Raw genomic sequence first — 21,802 nt, forward strand, 5'->3', positions numbered from 1 at the left:
CACCGGCGGGGTCACAGCGGCACCTCCGCGGGCACCGGCGCCAGCAGTTGCAGGATCTCGGCCGCGTCGACGGAGCGGGGCAGGTGCGGGATCCCGGAACTGCGCAGTGCGCGGGCGGCGACCTCGTCGAAGCGGTCCGGGTCGAACCCGGCCGCGGCGAGCGTCGACGGCGCCCCGGCTGCCAGCCGCAGGTCGTCGAGCGCCTCGGTCACCGATTCCGCGGACGCAGCCGTGCCGAGCGCGGCCGCGACCTCCGACCAGTCGGCCCGGTCGCCCCATCCGGCGGTCACCCGCGGACCGAGGATCACGTTCGGCAGGTCGTGGGTGCGCCGGTCCAGCTGCCCGGCCGGTGACGAGATCGCGTGCGCCAGACCGAGTCCGCAGGAACTGAAGGCGCCGGCGATGAACCCGGCCGCCACAAGGTCGTCGACCGGGTCGTCGTGCCGGAGCAGCCGCAGCCCGCCGGCAGCCAGCGCCCGGTCCCAGGTCGATGCCGCCGCCGACAGCAGCACCTCCACGCCGTTGACCGAGAGGTCGGCCCGCAGCAAGGCCCGGACTTCCGCCGGTACCCGCTCGAGCAGTGATCGGTCCAGGTGCACCTGCGCGGCGCCGTAGCGGGGATCGGCGGTGCTGTGCCGCTGCCAGGCGTCGTCGTAGACGCTGGTGAACGGCGCGAAGGCGCGCCACGGCTCGGACCCGCACGGCACCAGCACGCAGGCCACTCCCAGCCCGGCGGCGGCCTGCTTGGCCACGTCCAGGGTCGAGCCGTTGCCGAAGGCGACGACCCGCTGCGCGGTGGGCCGCAGCAGCAGACCGGCGACCGCGCGATCCGTCGGCAGATCCTCGACGATCACCGGTCCATCTCCGCCGGCACCGGAGGCGCCGAGCAGGGCGGCGGAGGCGGCGTCCAGGACGACGAGGTCGGAGACCCGGAGCGCCACCGGTCCCTCGTGCACCTCGCCGGTGAACCCGACCCCGTGCGGGCGGCGGCCGCTCACAGCACCACCACCGCAGGATCGGAGGTGGTCAGCGGCTCGCAGCCCGACTCGGTGACCAGGACGGCGTCCTCCAGCCGGGTGCCGCCGACGCCGGGCACGTACACCCCCGGCTCGATCATCACGACCATGCCGGCCTCGAGGACCGAGTCGTCGTAGGGCGAGAGCAGCGGTGCCTCGTGCTGGTCGAGACCGATGCCGTGGCCGAGGGAGTGGCGGAACCAGCGGTCCAGCCCACCGTGCCCGGCAAGGGTGCGCCGGGCCACCGCGTCGACCTGCCGGCAGGCCACGCCGGGACGCACCGCGGCCATCGCGGTGTGCTGGGCGTCGGTGACCGCTGCGTGCAGGCGCAGGTACTCGGCGGACGGCGGGCCGAGGTGGAAGGCCCGGGTGATGTCGGCCCGGTACCCGCGCACCACCGGGGAGAAGTCGAACAGCACCGGCTCACCGTCGGCGATCAACTTGGGCGAGGCCTGCCCGTGCGGCAGCGCCGACCGCTCGCCGGACGACACCAGGATCGGCGCCGCGCTGCGCTCGGCGCCGAGAGCGCGCTGTGCTCTTTCGATCTCGCCGGCGATGGAGTTCTCCGTCCGGCCGGGGACCAGCCAGTCCGGGATCATCGTCAGCAGCTTCTCGGCGATGCCCGCGGCGTCCCGCAGCGCCGTCAGCTCGTCGGCGTCCTTCACCCATCGCAGGCGCTCGACCAGCCCCGGGCAGTCAACGGTGCGGCCGGCGCACGGTCCGCCGGTGAGTACCTGGTACTGCTGGGCGGTCAGGTTGGCGGTGTCCAGGCCGACCTGCCCGGGGAGCCCGGCCAGGATCTCCGACACGGTGCGCCACAGCGCGGGCGGCGCGCAGTCGCCGTTCACCGGGAGGTCCGGGACCTCCGCCTCCGCCTGCCGGCCGTACCGGAAATCGACGACCAGCACAGGATTGTCGCCGAGCAGGAGCACGCCCGCGGTGCCGGTGAAGCCGGTCAGGTAGCGGATGTGGGTCAGCTTCGAGACGACCAGGAGATCGGCGCCGGCATCATGGACGGCTTGCAGGGCACGCGCCCGCCGGGTCAGGAATTCCACGAGACACCTCCCGACGAGTAGCCGCCGTCGACGACCAGCGGGGCGCCGGTGATCGTGGCGGCGCGCGGGGAGCAGACGAACGCGATGGTGTCGGCGATCTCCTCCGGCCGGGACAGCCGGCCGATCGGCTGCAACCGGGCATGTGCGGCTTCGGCGGCCGCCGGATCCTCCGCGTGCTGATATCCCTGGCGCACCAACGGGGTCAGCGTCGCGCCGGGGGTCACCGGCACCACCCGGATGCCGTCGCCGGCGAACTCGATGGCCAGGGTGCGGGCCAGACCGATGACGCCGGCCTTGGACGCCGCGTAGGCGGCGCGGCCGGGCAGGCCCATCAGCGCCGTGGTCGACGCGACGGTGACCACCACCCCGCCGCCCTGCCGCTGCAACTCCGGCAGCACCTCCCGGCACCAGTAGAACGTCCCGGACAGGTTGACCGCGATGGTGTCGGACCACAGTTCGTCACCGGTCCCGGCCAGCGGGACGACATCACCGACCCCGGCGCAGGTCACCAGCGCGCCGAGCGGACCGCCACCGGCGATGATCCCGGCCGCGGTGGCGGCGACGGCAGCGGGATCCCGGATGTCGCAGCCGAAGGCCCGGGCGCCGGGGAGCTCGGCGGTCAGACCGTCCAGGGCATCGGTGGAGCGGTCGACGAGGGCGAGGTCCCAGCCGTCCTTCGCCAGCGCCCGTGCGGTCGCGGCGCCGATACCGCCTGCGGCGCCGGTGATCACGGCGACCTTCGGTGCGCTCATCGGGCCGCGCCGCCGCCCAGGCCGGCGACGATGGTGGTGCGGGCCCGGCTGACCAGGACGACGACCAGCAGGGTGCTGAGCGCGATCAGGATGGTGGACAACGCGGCGACGGTGGGGTCCTGGTACTGCTGCATGTACTGGTACATCCAGACCGGCAGGGTGTCCTGGTTCGGCGCGACGACGAAGACGGTGGCGTCGACCTCGTCGAAGCTGATCATGAAGCAGAGCGCGAACGCGGCGCCCAGCGAGGTGCGCAGCTGCGGCAGGGTGGCCAGCACGAACGCCCGCACCGGCCCGGCGCCCAGGTCGCGGGCGGCCTGTTCGTAGACCCGTGGGATCCGGACCAGCGCACCGCCGATGATGTTGATGGCGAACGGGATCAGCAGGATCACGTGCAGCCCGACGAGCGGGAACATCTGCCCGTAGCCGCCGGCCTTGAGGATCAGGATGAACGCGCCGAGGCCGATCGCCACCTTAGGCACGATCAGCGGCGCCATCAGCAGTGCGTCGACGAGACCGCGCCCGGGGTAACGGAAACGGGTCAGCGAGACCGCCGCCGCGGTGCCGACGGCGAGCGCGATCGCGGCGGCCAGGGCGGCGATCCACAGGCTGGCCAGGGCGGCGGGCAGCAGGCCGTCCTGCTCGAAGAGCCGGCGGTACCAGCGGAGTCCGAAACCGGGCGGCGGCCAGGCGCCGTACGAGGAGTCGTTGAAGGAGTTGATCACCACGAAGACCAGCGGGGCGGCGAGGAACACCAGCCCGAGGGTGAGCACGGTGATGGTGAAGGGACGGTTACGGGTCATGCCATCGCCCGCCGGCGCCGGGTGAGCACGTTGACCAGCGCCACCATCACCAGGGCGACCAGCAGCAGCACGAAGGACTGCACGGCCGCCATCGGCCAGTCGACGGCACCGACATTGGTGTAGACCAGACCGCTCAGCACCTGGACCCGTCCGCCGCCGAGCAGGGCCGGGGTGGCGAACGCGCTGATGGTCAGTGCGAAGCAGAGCTGCAGGGTGAGCACCACGCCGTGCGAGGTGAGCGGCAGGATCACCCGGCGGAAGGTGTACCAGCGGGACGCGCCGAGATCCTCTGCGGCCTCGAGGACGTCGCGGTGCACGTGCTGGATCACGCCCATCAGCGGGAAGATCGCGAACGGCAGCATGACGTGCACCATCGCGATCACCACCGCCTGGTACTCGTACATGATCCGCAGCGGGCGGTCGACGAGGTCCAGCGAGAGCAGCAGCCGGTTGATCACGCCGCCGTCGCCGAGCAGCACGTTCCAGCCGTAGGCGCGCACGACGACGCTGGTGAACAGCGGGGCGAAGATCAGCGTGATGGCGATCGACCGGCCCCACCGGCTCGTCATCCGGCCGAGGGCCAACGCCATCGGATAGGCGATCACCACCGTGATGACAGCGCACACCACCCCCAGCACCACCGTGTCCAGCAGGACCTGCCAGCTGTACGCGTCCGCGCCGAACCGTCGGATGTTGTCGAAGGTGACGCCGGTGCCGATGGTGCCGTTCGCGTACGGTCGCAGCGCGAGATCGCCGAGCTGGACCAGGCTCCCGATGAAGATGACGGCCATCAGCAGCACCGCCGGCGCGACCAGCAGCCAGCGGGCGAACGGCGCCTCGGCGGTGCGCCGCCGGGTCGGCCGGCCGGGCGGCGGGTCGGCCGCCGGTGGTGCGCCCGGCGGTGCGGTGATGGTGTCGCTCATGTCAGCCCGATCAGATGTTGGCCTTGATGTCCGCGTCCCAGCGCGCCCGCCAGTCCGCGTTGTTCGCCGCGACCAGGCCCCAGTCGATGGAGATGAGCTTGTCCACGTTCTCCGGCAGGAAGCCGGGCAGGTCCTTGAGGTCGGCCGGCAGCTCGACGGTGCTGTTCGCCGGGGTCTGCACCGCGGTCTCCGCCCACATCTGGTCCCACTGCGGGGACAGCATCTCGTTGAGGATGTCCAGGCAGATCTCCTGCTGGTTGTCGGAGTTGCCGGCCAGCGTCTGCAGGTAGACCGGCACCGCGATGGCACCCTCGGTCGGCACCACGTAGTCGACCGGCGCCCCGTCGGCCTTGAACTGCAGCCCGGTGCCGTTCCAGCAGCTGGTCAGGTCGGAGGTGCCGTTGCTCATCACCTGCTGCCACTCGGGGTTGGCGGTGACGATGGTCCGCACGTTCGGTGCGTTCTCCCGCCAGATGTCCCATCCCGCATCCATGTTCGACAGGTCACCGCCGTTCACCTTCGCCGCCATGAAGACCACGTACCACCAGTAGTCCCAGAGGCTCAGCCGGCCGGCGAACTGCTCGTCCTCCCACAGCGCGGTCCAGCTGGTCGGCGGGGTGCTGACGGCATCGGTGTTGTAGAGCAGGCCGATCTGGTCGGCGCCGACGCCGATGCCGTTCATGTTGGGCCGGCGGAAGGTGTCGCTGATGTCCGCGGCGTTGCTCAGCGCGGCGTAGTCCAGCTTGTTCCAGGTGCCGTCCAGGTCGCCCTGTGCGGAGATCTGCGAGTTGAAGAATCCCATGTTCACCAGCGGTGTCGCGGTGGGGTCGGCCTGCTTCGCGGCCAGGATCTTCGGGTAGCCGTTGGCGTTGCTGTCCTCGTAGATCTCGATCTCGACGTTGCTGTGCCGGCTCATGTAGTCCTGCGCGAACGCCTTCGGCATGTCGGCTAACCGGTTGCCGAGGAAGGCGAAGATGGTGATCTTCTCCTTCGTCCCGCCGCCACTGCTGCTCCCGGCGGTGGCGCTGCCGGTCGCGCTGCCGGCGCTGCTGCCGGGGGAGGCCGGGGTGCTACCGGCGGTGCTGCCGGCCGCGGTCGTGGTGGTGCCGGTGGAGATGTCACCTCCGCAGGCGGCGAGCAGGGGTGCGGAGGCGAGCGCGGCCGCGCCGGTCAGGAATGCACGACGATTGATGGTGGACATACCGTTTCCTTCGGTTTCTCGTCTGCTGGCTGTGGGAACGGCGGCACTGCCGGGTGTCTCGGATGTCGCTGGTGTCTCGGTGGCGCTGGGGGTGCCGGACGGAGCGGTGCGGGCCGGATCAGGAGGCGAGGACGACGGCGTCGTCCGGGTGCCAGCCGGCGGTGACCTGGTCGCCGATCGCCAGCCGCCGGGCCGACGGGGGGCGGACGGCCCGGAGCACCCGGGCGCCCTCGGTGAGCAGTTCGTAGCGGATGTTGGTGCCGAGATACGTCGCGCCGGTGACGGTGGCAGGCAGGCCGGGACCGGCGGCGCCCGAGTCGATCTCGCCGGTCGGGGTCAGCACGACGTCCTCCGGCCGGACCATCAGGGCGGTGCCGGACCGGCTGCCGCTCGCCGCCACCCGGACCCCGTCGACCATCGCGGCGCCGGCGTCGACCTGAGCGGTGATGATGTTCGCGTCGCCGACGAAGTTCGCCACGAACAGGTTGTCGGGGGACCGGTACAGCTGCTCCGCGGTGCCCACCTGGCAGAGCTTCCCGTCCTGCATGACCCCGAGCCGGTCGGAGAGCACCATCGCCTCGGACTGGTCGTGGGTGACGAACAGGAACGTGGTGTCGGAGGTGCGCTGCAGGTCCTTGAGCACCTCGTGCATCTGCTGGCGGAGCTTGAGATCCAGTGCGGCCAGCGGCTCGTCGAGCAGCAGCACGGCCGGGCGATTGACCAGGGCGCGGGCGATCGCGACCCGCTGCTGCTGGCCGCCGGAGAGCTGGGCGGGCTTGCGGTCGTCGAAACCGTGCAGCTCGACCATCTCCAGCGCCTCGCCGACGATCCGCTTCCGTTCGGCGGTCCCGGTCTTCGCGATGCGGAGCCCGAAGGCGACGTTCTCGGTCACCGTCAGGTGCGGGAACAGGCCGAGGTGCTGGAAGACCATGTTGGTCGGCCGGCGGTTGGCCGGCCGGGTGCCCATGTCCTGGCCGGCGATGACGACGGTCCCGGCCGACTGCTTCTCGAACCCGCCGACGATCCGCAGCAGGGTGCTCTTCCCGCAGCCGCTCGGGCCGAGGAGCGAGAAGAACTCGCCCGGGCGGAGGTCGAGGGTCACGTCGTCGACCGCCGGGACGGACGCGCCGGGGTAGGTCTTGCTGACGTGGTCGATCGACGCGATGGCGGTGTCGGTCACGACGGTCACGGCGACTCCCTCCGGCAGAACTTTCAGGCATGGGGTGCGGTGCGATCTCGAGTTGCCAATCGATTGGCGCGATGGCGGCGACTCTGCCGCAACTTCAGCCGACGGTCAAGATGCTGCACCCTGATCGCTGCAGGTCAATCGGGTGGAACCTGGCGGTAACATCGTGGCAATCGTTTGACGGTTCAACCCGGATTTGGTCCTTACGGTCGCAGGGACGGGCCCGCGCCGGCCTCTGCAGCCGAGTGGAGTCAGGACCGCAACAGATCACCGATGGGCCCGGAGCGCCACTGCGCCAGCAGGTCGGTGGGATCGCGTAGCACCACCGAGGCCCCGGCCTCCAGCAGTTCGGACTCCGAGATCCCGCCGGAGAGCACGCCGACCGCAGTGACCCCGACCTTCGCCGCCGCGCGCGAGTCCCAGGTCGCATCGCCGACCATCACCGCCCGGTCGGGATCCACCCCGGCACGGTCGAGGGCCACCTCGACGACGTCCGGCGCGGGTTTGGCGGTGTCGACGTCATCGGCACTGGTGATGTGTGTGATCCAGCGATCCGCGTCCAGCACCTCGAGGAGGTGTTGCAGCTCTTCCTCCGGGGCCGAGGTGGCGAGCACGACCTGCAGGTCCGCGCCGGCCAGGTCCGTCAGCAGCGCGCGGGCATCGCGGAACGGCCGCAAGCGTGGTGCGAGGCGGGCATAGCGCCTGCTGTGCGCCTCCTTCGCGGCGTCCCCGTCCGACTCCACCGCATCGCCCAGCAGTGCGTCGAGCAGCTTCGCCGAGTCCATGCCGATGGCGCGATGGATCCGCCAGGTGTCGACGTCGTGCCCGATCTCCTCCATGGCCTCGGACCAGGCCTGGACGTGCAGGTAGGTGGAGTCGACCAGGGTGCCGTCGATGTCGAGCAGTACCGCGGGGCGTTCCGGCATGGGTCCTCCCGGAGATGTGTCGTCGGTCGGGGCGCCGGTACCCATCCGGCGGGATCCCACCCATGACCGGCGGCCCGCGCGGGAGGCGCTGTCGGGGAACGGATGTCACGCGACAGGAGTAGTGGTGCGGAGACCCGGGTACTACCCGTGAGCCGCAGCGATGCCGCCGCGGCCCGTCCCGCGTCACTCGCGGGACAGCGGTGAGGAGAGGTAGCAATGCAGAGCAGGCAGCAACCGGTCGGAACCGAGTCCTCGGTGGTCGAGGCGGATCGGGCACCACAGCACGTCAACCCGTACACCCCGGACAGCGGGTTCCCGCCGGTCCTCGACGAGTCGCTCGAGATGGATCTCTCCGAGCCGCTGCGGGCCGGCTGAATCCGGGAACCCCAGGGCCCCGGTTGTCTGTCGGACAGCCGCAGGCGTCGGCCGACGACGAGGTACGCCGTCCATCCGGTCCGTCCGGGATGTCGACATCGGCGGGGGGCCGATCGGTGCCGTTGCCCCGCGGATGCCGCGGTCGGGCGGCACGGATGGCACCGGGAAGTCGACATCGGCGGGAGGCTGCCGATCGGTGCCGTTGCCCCGCGGATCCCGCGGTCGGACGACACGGATGGCACCGGGTGTGGCCGCCGGCGGGGGGTTGCCGATTGGTGCCGTTGCGCAGCGGATCCCGCGGTCGGACGGCACGGATCGCACCGGGATGTGGACGTCCGCTCCGCGGGTGTGGCCCCGGGCCAGGACGAAAGCCGCTTCGGATTCTGAACATCCGCTGCGCCGAGCGGGCCTCGGATGTTCAGAATCCGAAGAGGTCACCGGGTCCCGGACGAGCAGGTCAGACGAGCACACCTTCGGGGGAGGGTTTGCCGGCGGCGCGGCGGTGCATCAGGGTCGAGGCGCCGAGTGCGACGAGAGCGCCTGCCACCGCCCAGATCCCGATGACCAGCAGGTTGCCGCCGACGCCCTCGGCGCCGAAGTACACGATCTTGCGGACCGCTGCCGTGCCGGCGCCGTTGGGGATCGCACCGCCGATCACCCGCCAGAAGGTGGGCAGCAGTTCCAGTGCATACGCACCGCCGGCACTGGGATTGCCCAGGATGACGAACACCAGCACTGTCAGCCCGATCCCGAGCACGCCGAGCAGCACCTGGAAGGCCATGGTCACCGCGGCAGCGGCGAAGACGATCAGCGCACCCAGCCACCAGAGCGCCATGGTGTGCCCGGTCAACGCACCCAGCACCGGGCCGACGACGATCGCCCCGCCGAGCCCGGACAGGATCGCGTACGGTACCACCGAGGCGAGCCGGATCACCGCACGCCGCGGGTTCGCCGGTCGTGCACCCTTCGCCACGCCCAACAGGGACGCCACCAGGTAGCCGCCGACCGTCCAGCCGATGACCAGGTAGAAGCCGGTGAGGCCGCGGTTGTCGCCGGGCTGCGTCGGCAGCACGTCGTCGACGGTGACGGTGCGGCTCTGCGCGGCCTCGGCCTGGGTGATCACCGACTGGATCGCCGTGGCCTTGGAGGCACCGCCCGCGGAGGCGACCAGCAGCGTGTCCTGGGTGCCGGAGCCGCTGACCACGAGCACCGCGTTCGTCGACCCATCGGTCAACGCTGCCCGGGCAACCGCCTCGTCGGTGGTCGCGGTGGCGGTCAGCGGAGTGCCGGGCAGGGCGCTCAGCTGCTCGGCGACCTGCGCGGGACCGACCACGGTGACACCGATCTCGTGCGGCGTGGGTTCGTGGAACGCACCCACGTAGGACAGCACGAAGCCGAGCTGCAGCAGCAGGACGCCGATCACCAGCGACACCGTGCGCAGCGAGACGGCGTCCTTGAGTTCGGTCCAGAAGCCGGGCCCGGGTCCGGCCGGTTCCTCGGGGCTCTCGTGCCGCCCGCGCGCCGACTCCGTCATGTCCGGTCCTCCTGCGATGGTCCTGCTCGTCCGCCACTGGTCTGTTCCCGGTGACCAACTATTGATACGCTGGCGTATCCGATACGTCAATGTATCGAAACGGTGGTGACTCGCAGGTCACAGCAAGGAGGAGCGATGTCGGCATCGGCACGTCCGCCCTCCGCGCGCCGGCTGCGGACGCGGGAGCGGCTGATCGACGCCGCGGCGATGGTCTTCGCCCGGCGCGGGATCGGCCGGGCGAGCATCGAGGAGATCTGCGAGGCAGCAGGTTTCACCCGCGGCGCCTTCTACTCGAACTTCGCCGACCTGGACGAGCTGTTCCTCGCGCTCTACACCCAGCGCGCCTCCCGGGCGGCGGAGCAGATCGCCGGAGCGCTGCGGGAACAGCGGGAGTCGACGATCCCGGCACTGGTCGACCGGGTGCTGGACGCGCTCACCGTCGACCGCGACTGGCTGCTGGTCCGCACCGAGTACTTCCTGCACGCCGCCAGGGATCCCGTCGCCGCGGCCGTGCTCGCCGCCCACCGGGAGGCGATGGTGGAGACCTTGGCGCCGGCACTGGCCGAGGTGGTGGACCGGGAGGCGCTGCCCGCCGAACTGCGGTCGCCACGGGAGTTGGCCCGCGCGGTGGTGGCCGTGCACGACGGGACGACGACCGAACTGCTGCTCGACGACGATCCCGGGGCGCATCGCGCCTGGCTGCGAGAACTGTTGCTGTTGCTGCTCGATCGCTGACCCGGCCCGTCGGCGGGACGAGGCTGTGGATGGCCGCGGGGAAGGGTCATCGCCCGGCGGGCCGTTTCCACGGCTCTCGGGCGGCGACCCGGGCGCCCAGCTCGGTGCGCACTCCTGCGGAGTACGCGCTCAGGTGGTGGAGCCCATCCGGTAGTGGGCGAGCACTGTGGCGGCCGGCAGGGCCTGGTTGGCCGACGCGGCGCTACCGTAGTAGATCGCCACCGCGGAGAGCGACCCGACGAGTGTGTAGGGGTTCGCGCCGCCGAGCACCTGGGCGGTGCCGACCGCGGGGTCCGTGCTCGACCTCCCCTGGATGCACTGCACCCGCCACTTGCCGGTCCCGTAGGCCACGGCAGCCGCGGCGCTGGTCTGGTAGCTGACCGCGGCCACGCCGTCCACGTAGAGGGTGAGCACCGCCGGATAGGGCGACCCGGCCGGCGGTGCAGGATTCGGCTGGACCGTGGCGACCAGGTGGTGCCAGGCGCCGTCCCGGATCGCTGTCGGGCTGGTGAGGGTGGTGTAGACGGCGCCGCCGCGGGTGGCAACGGCGACGTTGGCGGCCGGGGTGCCGGCGGACAGTCCGGGCGTGTTGACGGCGAAGGCTGGCAGCCCGGCGGGTGTGAGGTAGAGGGTGCGGTCGGCGGCGGAGGTGGTGGTCTCCTGCGACGGTGCGTAGCCGAGCACCAGCCCCCCGTTCAGACTGTTGGTGCTCACCCAGGCCTCCAGGGTCAACGCCACCGGAGCGGGGGCGTTCCACACCGCCGCCCCCGAGACCTGGTTGTTGGTCCCGCTGGTGGCCGGCGGCCGCATGCAGGTGCCGCCGAAGTTGAACGTCGTGCCGTAGGAGGGGGTCGGGTGGATGCCCGGCGGACCGGCGACCTGGAAGTTCGCGGCCGCCGGTTGCAGCAGGCCGAGCAACCCGTTGCACAGCAGCGTCAGCAGTTGGCCACCGTTGAGGGTGCAGTTCGGGGGTGCCGCGATCGCATAGTCGTGGCTGTTCCCGGAGATGTCGCCGACCCCGGTGGTGGTGGCGGTGTTCGCCGGCGCGGCGTCGGACATCGGCAGGTAGAGCGCCGGCGCATCGGCCAGCACGGCCTGTTGGTAGGTCGCGAAGGCGAAGGTGTTGCCGTTGTTCCGGGTGGTGGAGGTGAACACGGCACCGGTACCCGACCAGAGCAGCATCGGCACCAACGCCAGGGCGACCGTGAGCACCGCCGGCCAGGCGGCCCGCCGCAGCACGGACCGCCGGGCCGGGAGCTCAGCGTGGCGCGACATGCCGTCCGCCCTTGGACAGCTCCGGGTCGGACCGCCAGACCACCAGCGCCAGCAGCACACTGGCCCAGAACACTCCCAGCGGCACCCAGTGCCGCTGCTGCGCCCAGACCATCGGCAGACCGATCCACGGGACGAGAATGCGCCCGGTACCGATGATGTCGGCGCGGGTGATCTCCAGCGGGTCGGCCACCGAGTTGGCGTCGCCCTTCGTGGTGATCCGTCCGTCGACATCGGCGGAGATCCGGTGGGTGGTGACGGCCCCGGCCAGATCGGGGTTGTGGAAGGTGACGACCTGGCCCTTGCTGTAGTCGTCGCGTGCTTGCACGATCACCACGTCACCGACCTCGATCTTCGGTGCCATCGAACCGGACCGCACCACGAAGGTGCTCCAGCCCGGCAGCAGGCCGACCAGGGTGACCAGCAGGGTCGCGCCGATCAGGAAGCACAGGTACAGCCGGGCAAGCTGGGACAGGGCGAACCGGAACCACCACGACGGCGGGAAGCGCAGTGTGCCATCGGGTGTCGGCTCGTCGATCGGGCGGCGCTGGGTGGGCAGGACCACCCGTGGTGCCGGCCGGTCGTCGGCCGGGCGCCGTGGTCGGGCGGGTGCCGGTTGCAGCAGGTCCAGGCCCACCTCCGTCCCACGGACCCTGGAGAGCCGGTGGTGCACCGGATGACTGGACATCATCCGGTGCACTCCTGGTCGTGGGGTCCTGGCTCGGGCCGGGGTGGGTCCGGCTCACGCCGGTGGTGGGCCGGGCACATGCGGATGGCGGTGGCCGGCCGGGGGATCAGCTGCCGGCGGTCTGCGTCCATACGAAGTCGGCGCCGGTGGTGCCACCCTGGATGGTGTTGCCGGTACCGGCGTCCAGGGTCCACTGGATGAGGAACAGGCCGTACTCACCCGCGGCGTTGCCCGCGGTGGTCCAGGTGGTGGCGACCGGGGTGGTGGTGACCGCGTTGAGGTGCGTGTCCGGCACGACGGTGCTGACGGTGCCCGGGGTGGTGGCGGTGGCGCCGGCCGGGGCGGACGCGGGAACCGCTGCGGCGATCCAGTTGTCGCACGCGGTGTGGGCCGCGGCGTCGCCGGTGGCGGCACTGGCGCCGTACTTGACGTTCAGTGTCAGCACGTTGGAGATGTTCGGGGTGCCGGTCACCACGTTGGCCACGTTGAACCGGACCGCGGACGCGAAGTTGCCGGTCGCCTTCACCGCGATGCACTTGGCGCCGGTCGCGCCGGGCACCAGCACGTTGGTCTTCTGCGGGACGCCGTTGAGCGAGGTGCCGGCCGTGCTGAAGACGGCGGCCGTGGTGCCCTGGAAGGTGCCGGTGTCCCCGTCGTTGGTGAGCGTCAGAGCGCCTGCGGCCCAGGTGTTCCCGGTGTTGTCGGTGGTGGCCGTGAAGGCCGCCGTCGAGCCCTGCCAGACCAGGACGCCGAGAACGAGCAGGGCGACGGGCACGATCGCGGCGCGGATCCAGGAGCGCGAACGGAAGCCGGAGCGGTGGCGGTCGGACATGAGGGCGGGATCTCCAGGTGGGGGACGGGACTCGGGTCGGAGCCGGGCTGTCGGTGCTGTCTCCCAAGGGTGCCGCCGAACACCTTTCCCGGCCAGAGCGCAAGCCGCCGGACGCGCCGAAGTTGCTACCGTGCGTCACTTCTCGCCGGAACGGTCGCCGACCGGGTTCGGCCGTGTCCGTTCCACCGGCGTGCCGCGCCGTCACCGGGTGTGACCGTGAACGGCCGGTCTGCCACACCCCGGAACACCATGCGGTCCGATCGTGGGCACCCGGGTGAAACGTTGCGGTGAACCAGTCCGTCGATCCACCTGTTCCGGACAACCGCGACATCGGTGCTGCAACCCGCCAAGGTCAACGCAGCGTGACCAACCGGCCGAGCGAGTACCGCGCCACCGGCGCATATCCGAGGACGACCGGGGCGGGGCCGTCGATCGTCGCGGACGTACCGCAACCGGTGTCGTCCGGATGGATCTCGTGGTCGAGTCGGAGCACGATCCCGAACGGGGCGCGGACGGTCCAGGACCACGTCATCGACTCCGGATCGACGGCGTCGACGGTGAAGTCGACGGACAGTCCGGGCAGCGGACCGTGCACCGTGCCGGTCACCCCGGGAGCGATGGTGTCGGCAGAAGCTCGGACCCGGCGGATCTGCGGCGCCCATTCGCTCCAGCGCTGTGGGCGCAGGTACCGGTCCCAGGCCTCGGCCGGGTCGACCGGCCCGCGGGCCCGGACGGTCAGCTCCACGTGCGCGCCCCGATCGCTGCGGGCAAGCGTCGATGTTCCGCCGTCGACGCGCTGTCGGATCTCATTCCCCGCCGGTTCCGCTGGGCTGCCGGCGACAAACGCCGCCCCTGCGGCCTGCATGTCAGCAGTGGATGTTCCGATCGTTGCGGCCTCAGCACTGGAGCCGCGGAGAAGCCGGCGGACCCTGTGGGTGGGTGGTCACGCCCCCGGATCCCCCCGACAGTCGGGAGCCACACTGGACTCGGCGGGAGCGTGGGTGGGTCGTCACGACCTGGACCGACCGGCGACCCGATATCCACGATCAGGGGGGGGAGGATCGGGGGCCAGGCCGCCGTCGGGGGCGATGTGCTCGAAGATCTGCTCGACCAGACCGAGGATGTGCGGGTCGTCGACCGCGTAGATGTGGTGTCGGCCGGAGTGGTGCACGGTGACCACCCCCGCACCGCGGAGCTTGGCCAGGTGCTGGCTGGCGGTGGCGACGGTGACGCCGGCCAGGCGGGCCAGGGTGCCCACGTCCTGGGGGCCGCGGGCGGCCAGCCAGACCAGGTGCAGCCGGACCGGCGTCGCGAGGAGGGCGAAGGTCTCGGCGGCCGAGCGCAACTGGGGTCCGGTCAGCGTGACGGCAGCGGCATCCGCAGAGGCCACCGAAGGATCGGTCGGCACATCCGTCGGACCGGCGATCCGGGGATCGGCGGCGGGGCCGGACGGGTTCGCGGCGGCCGACGACCCGCCCGCACCGGCGGCGACGCTGCGTTCGGTCGGGCTCACCCCGCCATTCTCCCCGACGACGTCCCGGAGTTCGCCGCTCCGAACTTCTTCAAACATTTGCGCAATCGATTGAATGATGGCAGGGTCGTCCACGTCGAAGGGGAGTAGCACCGCCCGGGGTCACCCGGGTGCGGACGGTCGACACACCGGCGCCACGGCGCCCGGCCGTCCACCGGCGTCAGCGCCGGCGAGCGAGACCTTCGGCCGGCAACGAGAATCCGCCGGCCGTCGCGTCCTCCCGGACCCCGGCCCCGTCACGAGGGAAGCACCATGACCTCGCCGTCCATCGGTCGTGCGCACGCAGCGCGGCTGACCCGCTCGCTCGGCATCTGCGCCGTGCTCATCGCCCCCGCCGTGACCCTGCGGGTGGGTGGCATCGAGACCTCGCCGCTGGTCCAGCTGCTGGTGTACGGCGCGGCCGTGGTCGCCGCATCCTTCCTGCTGGCCTGGGCCGCGGAGGCGGCGCAGAAGGACATCTCCGGCGGTCTGGCGATCGCCGTGCTCGCGTTGATCGCGGTGCTGCCCGAGTACGCCGTCGACCTCTTCTACGCCTACCGCGCCGGAAGCGACCCGGAGTACGTGCAGTACGCGGCCGCGAACATGACCGGATCGAACCGGCTGCTGCTCGGCCTGGGCTGGCCGGTGGTGGTGCTGGTCGCGCTGGCCGCGGCGAAGCGGCTGCACAAGGGATCGACCCGGGCCCTGCACCTGGAGCCGGGCAACCGGCTCGAGCTCGGCTTCCTGATGGTGGCCGGCGTCGTCGCCTTCCTGATGCCGATCACCGGGCAGATCCACATCGGCTTCGGCCTCGCCGTGCTCGCCTGGTTCGGCTACTACCTCTACCGACTCACCCGCGGGGAGGTCGAGGAGCCGCACCTGGTCGGCACCTCGGCCGCGCTCGGCGCGCTGTCCCGCATCCGGCGGCGGATCGTGCTGCCCGGCCTGTTCGTGGTGGCGGCTGCGGTGATCCTGCTCTGCGCCGAGCCGTTCGCCACCAGCCTGGTGGACACCGGCACCCAGCTCGGCGTCGACCGGTTCCTGCTGGTGCAGTGGCTGGCGCCGCTCTCCTCCGAGGCGCCGGAGTTCATCATCGCGATCATCTTCGCCAGCCGCGGGAACGGCGCGGCGGCGATCGCCACCCTGATCTCCTCGAAGGTGAACCAGTGGACGCTGCTGGTCGGCTCGCTGCCGATCGCGCACCTGCTGGGTGGCGGCGGGTCCTCGCTGGTGCTCGACTCCCGGCAGGTCGAGGAGATGCTCCTGACCTCGGTGCAGACGATGATGGGCGTCGCGTTGATCCTGGCGCTGCGGTTCACCCGGGCGTCGGCCTGGACGTTGCTGGGACTGTTCGCCGTGCAGTTCGCCGTCACCGGCACCACCGGCCGGCTGATCCTCTCCGGCGTGTATGCGCTGATCGCCGTCGCCGCGTTGGTGCACCACCGGCGGCACGTGGTTCCGACCTTCCTCGCCCCGTTCCGGCCGCTGCCGGCCGATGCGCCGGAGGAGCGGGTCCCCCAGGTCGCAGCACGCTGAGTCCTGCTGTCCGGAAGCTGTTCGGGTGTCCGGATTCTGGGTCCGGGCCTGACTTCGGGGTGACCGACGCCGCACATGGTCGCGGCCGGCCGGGGAACCTCTCGGGCATGGCGATGTCGAACCCCGCCGGCCCGATCGGGGCCGGAGTGCCCGCGGAGGCGGGCCGGCGACCGTGAGCGGAACCATGACCCGGCCGCCCCGCGGCTCGGTGCTGACGAGCGTGCTGGACTCCGCCATGGACCGGTTGGTGGTGCCGGGGTACAGCCGGCTCGGACCGATGGTCCGCCGACGCTGGTGGCCGGCGGACCCGGAGCCGTTCGACGGCACCCCGCACATCGTGGTGACCGGTGGGTCGTCCGGACTCGGTCGGGCGACGGCCGCCGGGCTCTCGGCCCTGGGTGCGGTGGTGCACCTGGTCGGCCGGTCGGCGGAGCGGCTCGAGTCCTCCGCGGCCACGATCCGGCAGGCGGTGCCGGGCAGCGAGCTGGAACTGCACGTCTGCGACATCGGTGACCTCGACGCCGTCGCCGAGCTGGCGGGTGAGCTGCCGGAGACGGTGCACGGGCTGGTGCACAGCGCCGGGCTGGTGCCTCCGGAGCGTGCGCTGTCGCCGCAGGGGCACGAGCTCGCCTACGCCACGCACGTTCTCGGCCCGTTCGCGCTGACCGTGGCACTGCGGCAGAGGCTCTCCGGCGGGCGGGTGATCTGGGTGTCGTCCGGCGGCATGTACTCCGCCGGACTGGGCTTCGACCTGGAGTCGTCGTCGGGGAAGTACAGCGGGGTGCGCGCGTACGCCCGGACCAAGCGGATGCAGGTGGTGATCGCGCAGCAGTTGGCGGAGCGGTTCGGCCGGGATCCGGTGGTGCACAGCATGCATCCCGGCTGGGCCTCCACTCCCGGGCTGTCCGACTCGCTGCCCGGCTTCGACCGGATCACCCGGCCGATCCTGCGTACCGCCGAGCAGGGGGCGGACACCATCGTGTGGCTGGCGGCCGCCGAGGAGGCGGGGCGCAGCACCGGGCTGTTCTGGTGCGACCGCCGGCCGCGGCCCACGCACTACCTGCCCTGGCAACGGGACGACCCGGCCGCGGTGGAGCACCTCTGGTCCAGCGTCGGCGCCGCGACCGGTCTCGACCTGCGCTGAGCCCAGGGGGCCGCACCGACCGCGGGCCGTAGGGCCGCCGTCCGGTCCACATCCCGAGCGGATCGATCACGCCGTCACCCGCGCTTCCCGACCTGCGCTGAGCCACCGGCCGCGACGGGCGGGCGGCACGGTCGCGGCGTACCGTCGACGGGGTGGAGCGGCGACGGAGCGGCGGCCTGCTGGTGCTGGTCACCCTGCTGCTCGCGCTCGTCGTCGCCCGGCTCGCCGCCCCGGACGTGACCGGCTCCCCGGTGGCGGCGCCTTTCCCCGATCCGCCGGTCGTCGGGCAGTGCCTGCTGCAGGACGCCCGGGCGGGCACTGTCGAACTGCCGCCGGAGGCCTACGGCGACTGCGGCACAGCACATTTCGGTGAGGTGTTGCGGGTGTACGAGGACGGCGCGCAGGTGCCGCGGGTGGCGTTCGGCGCCTCGTCCCGACCGGACGACGAGGCCTGCGACCCGGCGCTGCGCGGGTACGTCGCGATCGGTCAGTTGTCGCCGGGCAATGACCGCGGGAACTACCGGACCTCCGGCTACGAACCGTGGTGGCCGCTGCTGCCCGGCGACTTCGCGCTGATCGGCCCGGACACCCTGGCCCGCAACGCCGGTCAGCACTGGATGGCGTGTGTGGTGCTGCCGCGGGCCGGCGGCCCGTACGCCGGCACCGTGGCGGGCGTCTACGACGGCGGGACCATGCCGGCCGCGTACGGCACCTGCCCGTCGGACTCGGTGATCGGGGTGCGCACGGTGCCGTGCGACGGCCCGCACCGCTTCGAGCTCTTCGCCACCACCGGCCTGACCTACCACCTCGACGACGCGGAACAGTTGCACCGCTCGTGCGCCGCGTTCGTCGGGACGGCCTCCGGTGCAACGGTTCCGACCGCCGACGGGCGCCTCACCGTCTCTGTCGGCGTGGTCGTCTACGACAAGGCCGGCTACCGCCACCCGGGGCGTCCGGAGGACGTCGGCGAGTCCCCGGGCCAGGCCTACTGCGGCGTCGCCGCCGAGCAGGGAGCCGAGCTCACCGGCACCCTGGTCGGCCTGGGCGACGCCCCGCTGCCGGTGCGCTGACCGCCTGCAGGCCTCAGCGCTGCAGGATCTCGTGCACCGTCGCCGCGGCGCCCTTGCCGTCGAGGTCGGCGACGACCTGCCGGTAGGTCGCGACGAAGTCCGGGTGCGCGGCCAGGTCGAGCGCCGCGAACGGGGCGGCGCGGAGGGCGTCGAGCGGGTCGTCGCTGCGCAGCAGATCGACGTCCGCCTCGCTCAGATGCGGTTCGCTGACCTGGAACTCGCGCCCGAGATCGTCGACGCCACGCAGGTACTTGCGGAACCCGGCGATGACCAGCGCCTCCCGGGTGGTGTCGCCGCCGGACTCCAGCAGCAGCGCCAGGGTCTTGCGGTGGAAGGTCGGCAGCTTCGACGCCCCGTCGCCGGCGATCCGCTCCAACTGGTCGCCGATCGAGGGATTGGCGAACCGGACGATCGCGGACTCGGCGTAGTCCTCCGGGACCAGGCCGGGCGGTGCCTGCACGGTCGGGATGACGTCGCGGCGCAGGAACTGCCGGATGAGCTCGACGGTGTCCGGCTCGGCCATCGCGCGGTCGACGAGCCGGTGCCCGGCCAGCAGGCTGGGGTAGACGAGGAGCATGTGCGAGGCGTTGAGCATGCGGCCCTTGACCGCCTCGAAGGCGGCGACGTCGTCGCGCAGTTCGGCGCCGACCTGGTCGAGATCCGGTCGCCCGGCGGGGAACCGGTCCTCCATCACCCACTGGGTGAACGGTTCGGTGGTCACCGGGACCGCGTCGTCGATGCCGGTGCGGTCGCGGACGGACTGCGCGACGGCGGCCGGGATCGTCGGCGCGATCCGGTCCACCATGCTGTTCGGGAAGGCGACCCGGGCGTCGACCCAGGCGCCGAGGTCCGGGTCGACGGCGGTGGCGAACCCGACCAGCGCCTTCCGCGTGGTGTCGCCGTTGCTGCGCAGGTTGTCGCAGGACACCACGGTGAACGGCGCCGTACCTGCGTCCCGCCGTCGGCGCAGTGCCTCGGTCAGGTATCCGAAGACGGTGACCGGAGCCTCCGGCGACCCGAGATCGTGCTGCACGTCGGGGTTCTGCAGGTCGAACTCGCCGGTCACCTCGTCGATGTTGTAGCCGCCCTCGGTGACCGTCAGCGAGACGATCCGGATGGCCGGGGACGCCAGCAGGTCCAGGACCCTGCCCGGATCGCCGGGTGCGTGCAGGTAGTCGATCATCGCGCCGATGACCCGGGTCTGCGGCTCGCCGTCGGCGGCCTGCACGGTGACGGTGTACAGGTGGTCCTGGGCGGCGAACGCGGCCGCCTTCGCCTGGCCGGAGGCGGAGTTCGTCAGGCCGATCCCGATGATGCCCCAGTCGGACTGGCCGGGCCGGTGCAGGCAGTCGTCGACGTAGATCGCCTCGTGCACCCGGAAGAAGTTGCCGACGCCGATGTGCGCGATGCCGGGGGTGACGGCCGCACGGTCGTAGCCGAATCCTCTTACGTCCGGCCGGGTGTCGCCGAGATCGGTGATGGCGACCAGGTCCTGCGTCATGTGCTCCGGGCTCCTTCGTCGTGGTGCTGCCTGCTGCTCGGTCCCGACCGCTCGCCGGCTGACTCGAGGGTCGGGGGACCATTCCACCACCGCCGCGGTCGTGCGGTGCCGACGACCCACCCGGAACGACCCGCCCGGAGCGACCCGTCCGGAGCGACCCGTCCGGAAGGACCCACCCGGAACGACAACGACGGACCACCCCGGGCAAGGGAGGTCCGTCGTCGTCTCACGGGTGAACGGGTGGGACCGGAGCCGTGCGCAACGGTCCCGGCCGGATCACTCGAGGTTGGTGTGGCGCGCGCGCATGAGCTCCGGCGACTCCTGCCGCAGGCCGCGCACCCGGTTGGTGATGAGGTCGACCATCACGAACATGGCGATCTCGTAGCCGCTGCCCATCGGCAGCACGGCGGCCGAACCGCCGTCGTTCGCCATGGTCTGGGCGTTGATGACGACGACCCGGTCGGCCAGGTCGGCCGGCGACTCGTCGGGCTGGGCGGTCAGGTAGAGGATCTTCGCCCCGGCCTTCTTCGCCACCCCGGCCAGCGCCTGCACGGTGGAGATGTTGCCCGGCCCGCAGGACAGGATGACCAGATCGCCCGGTCCCGCTGCGGGGCAGGTCATCTCGCCGATGTAGTGGGCGTCCATGCCGGCGTGGAAGAGCCGCATGACCAGCCCGCGCATGACCAGACCCTCACGGCCGCCGGCGTAGGCGGCGATGACCTTGGCTTCCGCGATGTCCTGTGCGATCGCATCCAGGGTCGCGGTGTCGACACTGTTGACGGCGACGGCGATCTCGTCGATCGCTCCGGCGCGGTCGTCGGTGGTGGGTTGCACCATGGGTGGTTCCTTCGGGTCTGTCGATGGGGTGAGGTGCCAGTGGTTCGGCGGTGGTTCGGTGCGGCTGCGGGTCAGTGCAGGATGTAGCCGCCGTCGATGACCACCACGGAGCCGGTCATGAAGGCGGAGGCCTCGGAGGCCATGTAGATGAGCGTGGGGGCGATCTCGTCCGGCAGGGCGTAGCGCTGCATCGGGGCGTCGTCGATCCAGCGCACCTTGAAGTGCGGCTCGTCGACCGGGGCCATCTCGGTCTTCACGTAGCCCGGGGCGAGGGCGTTGACCCGGATGTTGAACGGCGCCCACTCGGCGGCCAGCGACTTGGTGAGCTGGTGCACCGCGGCCTTGGACGCGTTGTAGGCCGGCTGCCACTGCGGCCGGTTCACGATGATCGAACTGATCGAGCCGATGTTGATGATGTTGCCGCCGCCGGCCTCCTTCATGTGCGCGCCGACGACCTGGGTGAGCCGCCAGAGCGACCGCAGGTTCACGTCGAAGACCTGGTCCCACTCGGCGTCCGGCACGTCGAGAGCCGGCTTGTGGATGGAGATCCCGGCGTTGTTCAGCAGGATGTCGACGCCACCCAGCCGCTCGACCGCACCGGCGAGTGCGGCGGCGGGACCTTCGGGGGCGGTGATGTCGACCTCGAACGCCTGCACCGACAGGCCCTCGCCGGTGAGGGTGGCGACCGCGGCGGCGTTGCGCTCGGCGTCGCGGGAGACGAAGACGACGTCGGCGCCGGCCTCGGCCAGCCCGCGGACGAACGCCAGTCCCAGCCCGCGGTTGCCGCCGGTGACCAGCGCCCGCTTGCCGGCGAGGGAGAAGGTGTCGAGAACGCTCATGACTGTGGCTCTTTCCTGATCGGTACGTCGTCGGACTGCGAACTGTTGGTCTGCGGAGTGGTATTCG

The 21,802-nt window shown here is 71.6% G+C and carries 22 protein-coding genes; 5 read left to right on the forward strand and 17 right to left on the reverse strand.

Annotation, left to right across the window (positions count from 1 at the left end; genetic code table 11):
- Positions 1-11 precede the first annotated feature (11 nt).
- The 8 genes from GIS00_RS14790 to GIS00_RS14830 form a co-directional block, all read right to left on the reverse strand.
- Entirely contained in the window at positions 12-998 is a 987-nt protein-coding gene (locus GIS00_RS14790) for a dehydroquinate synthase/iron-containing alcohol dehydrogenase family protein (RefSeq protein WP_154769163.1), read from the reverse strand.
- Entirely contained in the window at positions 995-2,071 is a 1,077-nt protein-coding gene (locus GIS00_RS26950; protein WP_196073290.1) for a M24 family metallopeptidase, read from the reverse strand. Before GIS00_RS26950 ends, GIS00_RS14790 begins: the two co-directional genes overlap by 4 nt.
- Entirely contained in the window at positions 2,059-2,823 is a 765-nt protein-coding gene (locus GIS00_RS14805) for an SDR family NAD(P)-dependent oxidoreductase (RefSeq protein ID WP_154769164.1), read from the reverse strand. Before GIS00_RS14805 ends, GIS00_RS26950 begins: the two co-directional genes overlap by 13 nt.
- The gene (locus GIS00_RS14810) at positions 2,820-3,626 is read right to left on the reverse strand and encodes an ABC transporter permease (RefSeq protein WP_154769165.1); all 807 of its coding nucleotides are present in this window, start codon (positions 3,624-3,626) and stop codon (positions 2,820-2,822) included. The genes GIS00_RS14805 and GIS00_RS14810 overlap by 4 nt, the downstream gene beginning before the upstream one ends.
- Entirely contained in the window at positions 3,623-4,549 is a 927-nt protein-coding gene (locus GIS00_RS14815; RefSeq protein ID WP_154769166.1) for an ABC transporter permease, read from the reverse strand. The genes GIS00_RS14810 and GIS00_RS14815 overlap by 4 nt, the downstream gene beginning before the upstream one ends.
- A 10-nt stretch (positions 4,550-4,559) precedes the next feature.
- Positions 4,560-5,750 carry an ABC transporter substrate-binding protein gene (locus GIS00_RS14820; protein ID WP_154769167.1) on the reverse strand — a complete coding sequence of 397 codons (1,191 nt, stop codon included), beginning with the start codon at positions 5,748-5,750 and terminating at the stop codon, positions 4,560-4,562.
- Between the two features lie 118 nt (positions 5,751-5,868).
- Positions 5,869-6,939 carry an ABC transporter ATP-binding protein gene (locus GIS00_RS14825; RefSeq protein WP_154769168.1) on the reverse strand — a complete coding sequence of 357 codons (1,071 nt, stop codon included), beginning with the start codon at positions 6,937-6,939 and terminating at the stop codon, positions 5,869-5,871.
- A 248-nt stretch (positions 6,940-7,187) separates the two neighbouring features.
- Positions 7,188-7,862 (reverse strand): HAD family hydrolase, encoded by a 675-nt coding sequence (locus tag GIS00_RS14830; RefSeq protein ID WP_154769169.1) that lies wholly within the window; start codon positions 7,860-7,862, stop codon positions 7,188-7,190.
- Between the two features lie 216 nt (positions 7,863-8,078).
- Between GIS00_RS14830 and GIS00_RS14835 the strand changes: the two genes are divergently transcribed.
- Entirely contained in the window at positions 8,079-8,237 is a 159-nt protein-coding gene (locus GIS00_RS14835; RefSeq protein ID WP_154769170.1) for a hypothetical protein, read from the forward strand.
- 457 nt (positions 8,238-8,694) lie between these two features.
- On the opposite strand, the gene GIS00_RS14840 is transcribed toward GIS00_RS14835, so the two are convergent.
- A complete protein-coding gene (locus GIS00_RS14840) occupies positions 8,695-9,771 on the reverse strand; it encodes a YhgE/Pip domain-containing protein (protein WP_154769171.1) in 1,077 nt (358 codons plus the stop codon).
- 135 nt (positions 9,772-9,906) lie between these two features.
- Between GIS00_RS14840 and GIS00_RS14845 the strand changes: the two genes are divergently transcribed.
- On the forward strand, positions 9,907-10,506 hold the full coding sequence (locus tag GIS00_RS14845; RefSeq protein WP_154769172.1) for a TetR/AcrR family transcriptional regulator: 600 nt from the start codon (positions 9,907-9,909) through the stop codon (positions 10,504-10,506).
- A gap of 129 nt (positions 10,507-10,635) precedes the next feature.
- On the opposite strand, the gene GIS00_RS14850 is transcribed toward GIS00_RS14845, so the two are convergent.
- From GIS00_RS14850 to GIS00_RS14870, 5 genes are all read right to left on the reverse strand, one after another.
- A complete protein-coding gene (locus tag GIS00_RS14850; protein ID WP_154769173.1) occupies positions 10,636-11,781 on the reverse strand; it encodes a LamG-like jellyroll fold domain-containing protein in 1,146 nt (381 codons plus the stop codon).
- Positions 11,765-12,469 (reverse strand): signal peptidase I, encoded by a 705-nt coding sequence (locus tag GIS00_RS14855; protein ID WP_154769174.1) that lies wholly within the window; start codon positions 12,467-12,469, stop codon positions 11,765-11,767. Before GIS00_RS14855 ends, GIS00_RS14850 begins: the two co-directional genes overlap by 17 nt.
- A gap of 103 nt (positions 12,470-12,572) precedes the next feature.
- Positions 12,573-13,298: a hypothetical protein gene (locus tag GIS00_RS14860; protein ID WP_154769175.1), complete on the reverse strand. Its 726-nt coding sequence runs from the start codon at positions 13,296-13,298 to the stop codon at positions 12,573-12,575.
- Between the two features lie 352 nt (positions 13,299-13,650).
- The gene (locus GIS00_RS14865) at positions 13,651-14,043 is read right to left on the reverse strand and encodes an SRPBCC family protein (RefSeq protein ID WP_322097973.1); all 393 of its coding nucleotides are present in this window, start codon (positions 14,041-14,043) and stop codon (positions 13,651-13,653) included.
- A 264-nt stretch (positions 14,044-14,307) separates the two neighbouring features.
- A complete protein-coding gene (locus GIS00_RS14870) occupies positions 14,308-14,811 on the reverse strand; it encodes an ArsR/SmtB family transcription factor (RefSeq protein WP_322097974.1) in 504 nt (167 codons plus the stop codon).
- A gap of 270 nt (positions 14,812-15,081) precedes the next feature.
- Between GIS00_RS14870 and GIS00_RS14875 the strand changes: the two genes are divergently transcribed.
- The 3 genes from GIS00_RS14875 to GIS00_RS14885 all read left to right on the forward strand — a co-directional run bounded on the left by GIS00_RS14875 (position 15,082) and on the right by GIS00_RS14885 (position 18,558).
- The gene (locus GIS00_RS14875; RefSeq protein ID WP_154769178.1) at positions 15,082-16,344 is read left to right on the forward strand and encodes a sodium:proton exchanger; all 1,263 of its coding nucleotides are present in this window, start codon (positions 15,082-15,084) and stop codon (positions 16,342-16,344) included.
- A 184-nt stretch (positions 16,345-16,528) separates the two neighbouring features.
- Complete coding sequence (locus GIS00_RS14880) at positions 16,529-17,488, forward strand: SDR family NAD(P)-dependent oxidoreductase (RefSeq protein WP_154769179.1); 960 nt, start codon at positions 16,529-16,531, stop codon at positions 17,486-17,488.
- 152 nt (positions 17,489-17,640) lie between these two features.
- Positions 17,641-18,558, forward strand: a complete 918-nt coding sequence (locus GIS00_RS14885) for a hypothetical protein (protein ID WP_154769180.1) — start codon at positions 17,641-17,643, stop codon at positions 18,556-18,558.
- A gap of 13 nt (positions 18,559-18,571) precedes the next feature.
- Here the strand turns inward: GIS00_RS14885 and GIS00_RS14890 are convergent, their stop codons facing one another.
- From GIS00_RS14890 to GIS00_RS14900, 3 genes are all read right to left on the reverse strand, one after another.
- Positions 18,572-20,059, reverse strand: a complete 1,488-nt coding sequence (locus GIS00_RS14890; protein ID WP_230313550.1) for a mannitol dehydrogenase family protein — start codon at positions 20,057-20,059, stop codon at positions 18,572-18,574.
- A gap of 276 nt (positions 20,060-20,335) precedes the next feature.
- Positions 20,336-20,896 carry a phosphoheptose isomerase family protein gene (locus GIS00_RS14895; RefSeq protein ID WP_154769181.1) on the reverse strand — a complete coding sequence of 187 codons (561 nt, stop codon included), beginning with the start codon at positions 20,894-20,896 and terminating at the stop codon, positions 20,336-20,338.
- Between the two features lie 71 nt (positions 20,897-20,967).
- Positions 20,968-21,735, reverse strand: a complete 768-nt coding sequence (locus tag GIS00_RS14900; protein WP_154769182.1) for an SDR family NAD(P)-dependent oxidoreductase — start codon at positions 21,733-21,735, stop codon at positions 20,968-20,970.
- Positions 21,736-21,802 lie beyond the last annotated feature (67 nt).

Source organism: Nakamurella alba, assembly GCF_009707545.1.
Classification (GTDB): domain Bacteria; phylum Actinomycetota; class Actinomycetes; order Mycobacteriales; family Nakamurellaceae; genus Nakamurella; species Nakamurella alba.